This is a genomic window from Psychromonas hadalis ATCC BAA-638, assembly GCF_000420245.1.
Classification (GTDB): Bacteria; Pseudomonadota; Gammaproteobacteria; order Enterobacterales; family Psychromonadaceae; genus Psychromonas; species Psychromonas hadalis.
In genome coordinates, this window is record NZ_ATUO01000207.1 from 1 (window position 1) to 5437 (window position 5437).

The following is a 5437-nucleotide window of genomic DNA, read 5'->3' on the forward strand; positions in this document are numbered from 1 at the left end:
TTTTTGAAAACAATTTAGCGCAAGTTATTGTGTAACGATTCCTAAAGAGATCCCCATGCTCTATAACGTAAAACCTATCAAGCGAACTCACGATAAAAGCATCTGCAACATCATCAAACAGGTCGGCAGAGAATATGGTGCGATTGGTGAAGGATTTGGCCCCTCTGACAGTGAAGTAGAGGCAATAAGCCAACACTACTTAACGATAAACAATAGCTGTTATTTTATCGCCACCATTGATAACAAAGTAGTTGGCGGTGCGGGTATTGCATCCTTTCAAGAAAATATTTGTGAGCTAAAAAAACTATTTTTATTACCTGAAAGCCGTGGCTTAGGCATTGGCAAAGCATTAACAGCACAATGTTTAAGTTATGCAAAAAATGCAGGTTATCAGTACTGCTATCTTGATACGTTAAGCAATATGAAAAGCGCGATTAAGTTGTATGAATCTTTCGCTTTCAAACGTCTTAATCAGCCCTTAGATAACACCATTCATGGTGGTTGTGATGTCTGGATGTTAAAAACCTTGTAATTAAAAGACATCAGTTAAAAAATAGGCGATAATCCGCGCTTTAAACTTTTTAGGAACTTAAATCATGTCTCAACTCGGTACGCTTTATATCATTTCTGCACCTAGTGGTGCGGGAAAATCTAGCCTTATCAATGCATTATTGGCAGAAAAGCGTTCTTGGGATGTACAAGTTTCAGTTTCACATACAACCCGTGATCCCCGCGTTGGCGAGAACAATAGTGAACATTACCACTTTGTTGATGTTGCACAGTTTAAGTCTCTCATCAAAGAGAGCGCTTTTTTTGAATGGGCTGAAGTGTTTGGCAACTATTATGGCACTTCACGATTTACCATTGAACAAGCACTACAACAAGGCACTGATATCTTTTTAGATATTGACTGGCAAGGCGCACAACAGGTTCGTGAAATGATGCCCGAAGCGGTGGGTATTTTTATTCTTCCACCCAGTCGAAATGAACTTGAAGCTCGCCTTAATAAACGCGGTCAAGATAGTAGCGAGATTATCGCAAAACGCATGGCACAAGCACAATCAGAGATGTCACACTATAATGAGTATGATTATCTGATTATTAATGATAATTTTGAGCTTGCTAGCAAAGAGCTCTCACAGATTGTTAATGCGCTGCGTAACAAAAACAATAAACAATCGATTATACATAAAACCATGATTGCAACATTGCTAAAGTAGCGCTGGATCATATATTAGAATACTTGTATAATAGGCGCCCGTTTTTATGTAATTAACTTTTGGAGTTCAATAATGGCACGTGTAACCGTTGAAGATGCAGTAAATGTAGTTGGTAACCGTTTTGATCTAATCTTAATGGCATCTCGTCGAGCTCGTCAGCTTGCTACTGGAGGAAAAACACCTTTAGTTGATCCTGAAAATGACAAGCCAACTGTCATTGCGCTACGTGAAATCGAAGAAGGCCTGATCACCAACGAGTTGATGGATATTCAAGACCGTCAAGAGAAGCATGAGAAGCAAGCTGCAGAGTTAGCAGCCGTTGCAGCGATTGCAGAAGGTCGCGGTTAACTTATTACAAGTAGACCACAGACTTTAAAAATTTTAAGAAACGTCGATCATGAAAATGTTCGGCGTTTTTTTATAGCAAGCTTCTAAGGAAATATTATATATGGTTTTATTATACCCTGCCCTTGCCATACTTATCGGCTTTGCCCTGCTGATCTGGAGTGCAGATAAATTTGTTTTAGGCGCATCAAATACCGCGCGTAGCTTTTCAATCTCCCCTCTCATTGTCGGTGTGGTGATTGTTGGTTTAGGCACATCCGCCCCTGAAATGTTGGTATCTGCAATGGCGGCGGCAGAGGGAAACACAGGCCTTTCTATTGGTAACGCCATAGGTTCAAACATTACTAATATAGGTTTGATGTTAGGTATTACCGCACTCTTTTACCCGTTGAAAATTCACTCCAAACTGCTTAAACGTGAGATGCCTGTTTTATTGGCTATCATCTTATTTAGTTACTATATCCTCTGGGATCAGCATCTTAGCTTCGTAGATGGTGCTATTTTATTAGCAATGATGTTTGCCATGTTAGCCTTTACCGTTTGGGAGGCAAAAAGTCACGGAGAAGATAACTTACCACAAGAGATTTTAGATGAATTACCTGAAGAGATAAGTAAAGGTGAAGCGCTAAAATGGTTAGTGATTGGCATCATTGTATTAATCGCCTCTTCACGTATTTTGGTGTGGGGCGCGGTTGAAGTGGCAGAATATTACCACGTCAGCGATCTGATTATCGGTTTAACCATTGTTGCTATCGGCACAAGCCTACCTGAACTTGCAGCCACCATGGCAGCTGCCCGTAAAAAAGAGTATGACCTAGCCGTTGGTAATATCATCGGGTCAAACATCTTTAATATTTTAGGTGTAATGGCACTACCGGGCTTAATTCATCCTGATAGCTTTGATGCTGCAGTATTGACCCGTGATTATCCTGTTATGATAGGATTACTGATTGCATTGATGATCTTTTCTATCGCATGGCGCAAAGGTAAAACTGGAATATTAGGTCGTTTTGAAGGTGCTTTACTACTCACCGGTTACATCAGTTATATGGTCTGGTTATTTATTGATATGAATAATACAGTGATCTAATACTGAGCAACTTAAAAAAAGGCGCTAAAGCGATTCACTTTAGCGCCTTTTTTTGTTTAAATTATTCGTGAGTTAACTCGCACAACCATCAAAAAATCACAGTACAAGCATATTTAGCGTAAATTAAGCACTATAACTTAGCGATGGAAAGTTATTCATGCGTGCTTTTTTTACCTCAAAAAATAAACTGATAATACTCTTAACAAGCCTATTTTTAGTGCAAGGCTGTATCTCACCCCAATGAAAGTGAGATGACAGCACTAGAAAAATAGCAGTACTCTTTGATTGATCAACCAAAATAACAGCTATTACCTGAAAGAGCGCACCATATCAACAAGCAACACTGCCTCCTTAAGTCTAAGATAAAATGGAAAGTCATTGTTGTATCCGCTTGTTACTCAGGCATTTACATCGAAACACTTGCAGACGAATATACACTTGTGATGACCGCCAGCAATGCTGAACAACCCTCTTTTGGTTGCTCTAATAGCGCTAACTTTACCTATTTTGGCTAGGCTTACTTCAAAAGCCAACTGCCTCATATTGATGCCTTTCAGCAAGCAAAATTTGAGATAGAGAAAAAAGAAAACAGATGGGGGTTTGAGCCTTCAAAACCACAAATACAGGCTCAGCAACCGATGATTGATAAACTCTCTGAGTTAACAGTAAACGAAGGTTAGTGATGATAATTTTACGTAAATACCAACACCATGATAAATGCTCTCTTATTCAGTTATGGCAAGAGGCTTTTGCAAACCCAGCACCACACAACGAGCCTAATTTGGTTTTAGCAAAGAAACTGAAGGTGGATAACTTACTGTTTGTTGCTGAAAAAAAGGGCGTGATCGTAGGTTCATGCATGGCAGGATATGATGGTCATCGTGGTTGGTTATATTCTGTTGCAATTAGTAAGCAAACACGTCGAATGGGAATAGGATCAAAACTGGTTAAGCATACAATCAGAGAGCTTAATAAAATTGGCTGTACAAAAGTAAACCTGCAAATTGTAGCGGGCAATGAACAAGTCACTGCATTTTATCAATCACTCGGTTTTACTATTGAAAAGCGAATTAGTATGGGACAATTTATCAAAAAAAGGGAGCATTAATGCAAGCACTTAGTGGCGTGTAGAGAGGGTGTTATCTATCGAGAGAAAAACAACGTTATTCGCCCTGTGAATGTTTGGTCACCGACCATTCATAAACTATTAAATCACCTCGCTAACAACCATTTCGATGAAGCACCTCGCTTTATCAAAACTAATGGTAGCAATGAAGTATTGAGTTTTATTGAAGGCGATACTTACAATTACCCATTAACAGGCGCTATCGCAATACAAGAGGCACTTATCTCAGCAGCGAAACTGTTACGCAGGTTTCACGATAGTCGCGCTAATTTTTTAAGTACACATAGCAATGCAGAATTATACCAATTACAGTAAATAGCTAATCTATTTAGCTGGTTAAAATAACTCACTTCTACGTTGTAAGTTTTGTAAAGGGAACAACCATTTATGTCAACTTACGCCTTAAATTTAGCTATTTTTCCTGTGAAAAATTTAGATCACATACTTAATGTAATCGGTATAAAACAGATGATATTGATAAATTAGGTTCATTAACTAAGCAGATTCAGCGTGCAAAACTGTTCTGTGATAGCTACGATGTGGCACAGAAGAATTTAGTTGATGTGATGGTCACACGTTTACAGGCATGAGTAGATTATATGTGTGCACAAGCAGCAGAAGGAAGAGATAAACAGTTTATCGATAACCTTTCATCACCTCAGTTACCTGAAAGATATAGACTATTTACAACAAAACAAACAAACGATAACAGTTGGGTTATGTATTACTTAATAATACGGCCCTATTCTTTGCAGAACGATTGCACCTCTTGTAACGTCAAATAGCGCCACTGTCCCTCTTCAACATCTAACGTTACATGTCCTATTTTCTCTCTGTGTAGAGATATAACACGGTTACCCACAGCGGAAAACATACGCTTAACTTGATGAAACTTACCCTCCGTAAGTGTTAAGCGCATCTCTTTAGGGCTGAGAATCTCAAGTGTCGCAGGCAAGGTCAATTTTTCTTCACCTTGTAGCTGAATACCTTGTTTAAATTGAGTGGTTACCTCTTCCTTAATGTCACGTGATAGCCCGACACGATAGACTTTTTCACAACCATTATTTGGCAAAGTAATATTAAATGTCCAACGTCCATCATCAGTTATTAATATCAACCCAGTTGTATCCGCATCTAAACGCCCTGCAATATGCAATTCAGAAACATGCTCAATATCTAATAAGTTGAGTGCAGAAGGATAAATTTCATCAACATTTGAACAGATCGTATTAGCAGGTTTGTGCAGTAACAAGTATCGAAACGATCGCGCGGTTAACACCTTTTTGTTTAGCATAATGATATTGTTTTCGTGCACTTGAAAAGCAGGCTCAACAACGATCAATTCATTGACTAAAACATCACTATTCGCAATAGCAAGACGCGCTTGCTCTTTGTTTAAGGCCGTGCTTTTACATATAAATTTATCTAAACGCATTAATACCTTAAAAATAGAGAGAACGAATACCAGTATATAACTTTAATAATAAATCGGTAACATACTGTTATATAAATAAAAAAGCCCCGTGTTTACACACGAGGCTCAATCGTTTTATCACTTGTAAAAAGTTACTTAGGATTGGCTTCAACATTACTTGCGATTTTGTTTTTAAAATAGCCAGTCATTTATAATTGGCTTCAATATTACTTGCGATTTTG

Annotated in this window: 8 protein-coding genes; 7 read left to right on the plus strand and 1 reads right to left on the minus strand. The window is 38.4% G+C overall.

Features of this window, described 5'->3' with window-relative positions:
* Positions 1-55: 55 nt before the first annotated feature.
* From G322_RS0117245 to G322_RS21255, 7 genes are all read left to right on the plus strand, one after another.
* Complete coding sequence (locus tag G322_RS0117245; RefSeq protein WP_022942950.1) at positions 56-532, plus strand: GNAT family N-acetyltransferase; 477 nt, start codon at positions 56-58, stop codon at positions 530-532.
* Between the two features lie 64 nt (positions 533-596).
* The gene (gene gmk / locus G322_RS0117250) at positions 597-1220 is read left to right on the plus strand and encodes a guanylate kinase (protein WP_022942951.1); all 624 of its coding nucleotides are present in this window, start codon (positions 597-599) and stop codon (positions 1218-1220) included.
* Between the two features lie 72 nt (positions 1221-1292).
* Positions 1293-1568, plus strand: a complete 276-nt coding sequence (gene rpoZ / locus G322_RS0117255) for a DNA-directed RNA polymerase subunit omega (protein ID WP_022942952.1) — start codon at positions 1293-1295, stop codon at positions 1566-1568.
* Positions 1569-1668: 100 nt separating this feature from the next.
* Complete coding sequence (locus G322_RS0117260; protein ID WP_022942953.1) at positions 1669-2655, plus strand: calcium/sodium antiporter; 987 nt, start codon at positions 1669-1671, stop codon at positions 2653-2655.
* 329 nt (positions 2656-2984) lie between these two features.
* Positions 2985-3170 (plus strand): C13 family peptidase, encoded by a 186-nt coding sequence (locus G322_RS24935; protein WP_084683783.1) that lies wholly within the window; start codon positions 2985-2987, stop codon positions 3168-3170.
* Between the two features lie 167 nt (positions 3171-3337).
* The gene (locus G322_RS0117275; protein ID WP_022942955.1) at positions 3338-3763 is read left to right on the plus strand and encodes a GNAT family acetyltransferase; all 426 of its coding nucleotides are present in this window, start codon (positions 3338-3340) and stop codon (positions 3761-3763) included.
* 12 nt (positions 3764-3775) lie between these two features.
* Positions 3776-4096, plus strand: coding sequence for a hypothetical protein (locus G322_RS21255; protein ID WP_051143795.1), 321 nt, complete (start codon positions 3776-3778; stop codon positions 4094-4096).
* 427 nt (positions 4097-4523) lie between these two features.
* Here G322_RS21255 and G322_RS0117285 read toward each other — a convergent pair whose 3' ends face one another.
* On the minus strand, positions 4524-5216 hold the full coding sequence (locus tag G322_RS0117285; RefSeq protein ID WP_022942956.1) for a pseudouridine synthase: 693 nt from the start codon (positions 5214-5216) through the stop codon (positions 4524-4526).
* Positions 5217-5437 lie beyond the last annotated feature (221 nt).

Bases quoted from the DNA above. Each gene is read 5' to 3' on its own strand.
- G322_RS0117245 (WP_022942950.1), top strand. From the start codon at position 56: ATGCTCTATAACGTAAAACCTATCAAGCGAACTCACGATAAAAGCATC.
- gmk (WP_022942951.1), top strand. From the start codon at position 597: ATGTCTCAACTCGGTACGCTTTATATCATTTCTGCACCTAGTGGTGCG.
- rpoZ (WP_022942952.1), top strand. From the start codon at position 1,293: ATGGCACGTGTAACCGTTGAAGATGCAGTAAATGTAGTTGGTAACCGT.
- G322_RS0117260 (WP_022942953.1), top strand. From the start codon at position 1,669: ATGGTTTTATTATACCCTGCCCTTGCCATACTTATCGGCTTTGCCCTG.
- G322_RS0117275 (WP_022942955.1), top strand. From the start codon at position 3,338: ATGATAATTTTACGTAAATACCAACACCATGATAAATGCTCTCTTATT.
- G322_RS0117285 (WP_022942956.1), bottom strand. From the start codon at position 5,216: ATGCGTTTAGATAAATTTATATGTAAAAGCACGGCCTTAAACAAAGAG.